The organism is Mesorhizobium sp. M2A.F.Ca.ET.037.01.1.1 (genome assembly GCF_003998075.1).
In the GTDB taxonomy this organism is placed as follows: Bacteria; Pseudomonadota; Alphaproteobacteria; order Rhizobiales; family Rhizobiaceae; genus Mesorhizobium.
In genome coordinates, this window is the sequence record NZ_RZSA01001537.1 from 1 (window position 1) to 914 (window position 914).

The 914-nt window shown below is 62.6% G+C and carries 1 protein-coding gene and 1 pseudogene; both read left to right on the plus strand.

Features of this window, described 5'->3' with window-relative positions; translation table 11 throughout:
* Nucleotides 1-194, plus strand: a pseudogene (locus EOA27_RS38180) (shikimate dehydrogenase); the annotation flags it as partial.
* A gap of 38 nt (nucleotides 195-232) precedes the next feature.
* Nucleotides 233-914 (plus strand): TRAP transporter substrate-binding protein DctP (dctP, locus tag EOA27_RS38185; RefSeq protein WP_127258929.1); only part of this gene is annotated, 682 nt, incomplete at its 3' end.

Consider the following 914-nt stretch of genomic DNA (forward strand, 5'->3'; position numbering starts at 1 on the left):
CTCTTGAGACAGAGCTGCTCGCCGAGGCGCGGCGGCGTGGCTGCCGCACGCTGAGCGGCGAGAGCATGGCGGTCCATCAGGCGGCGCGGGCCTTCGAGCTTTTCACCGGCATCGTGCCCGACATCGATCGAATGCGGGCAGCATTCGACGCCTTCGGCGACACGCCCGTTCCGCATTCGGCGAGCGGCGACTGACGCAATCAGGAACAAGGGAATAGAACAGGGAGGATAATATGACTTTCAACGCAAACCGACGCCAGTTTCTTGTCGGCACCGGTGCCATAGCGGCCGCCGCGGCCTTTCCGGCCTTTGCGCAGGACAAGCCGAAGCTGCGCTTCTCGGCGGTGTTCTCCGAGCAGGACATCCGCGCCGAGATGATGAAAAAATTCGCCGACGCCATCAAGGACGACTTCACCTTCGAAGGCTACTACGGCGGCAACCTCTTCAAGCAGGGGACCGAGCTTGTCGCCATGCAGCGCGGCAACCTCGAAATGGGCAACATCGCCCCGCAGGACGTCTCCAAGCAGATCCCGGCATGGTCCATCGTCACCGCGGGTTATCTGTTCCGCGATGCGGCGCACATGCGAAAATTCTTCGCCAGCGAGTCGGGCGCGGAGTTGAAGAAGATGACCGAGGACCAGCTCGGCATAAAGGTGCTCGGGCCTACCTACTTCGGTGTGCGCCAGTTGGGCCTCAAGCCCGACAAGGAGGTCAAGACACCGGCCGACTTAGCCGGCGTCAAGCTCAGGATGCCTGGCGGCGACGCCTGGCAGTTCCTCGGCAAGGCGCTGGGCGCCAACCCGACCCCGATGGCCTATGCCGAGGTCTATACAGGCCTGCAGACCGGTGCGATCGACGGGCAGGACAATCCGCTGCCGAATGTCGAGAACATGAAATTCTACGAGGTGATGTCAC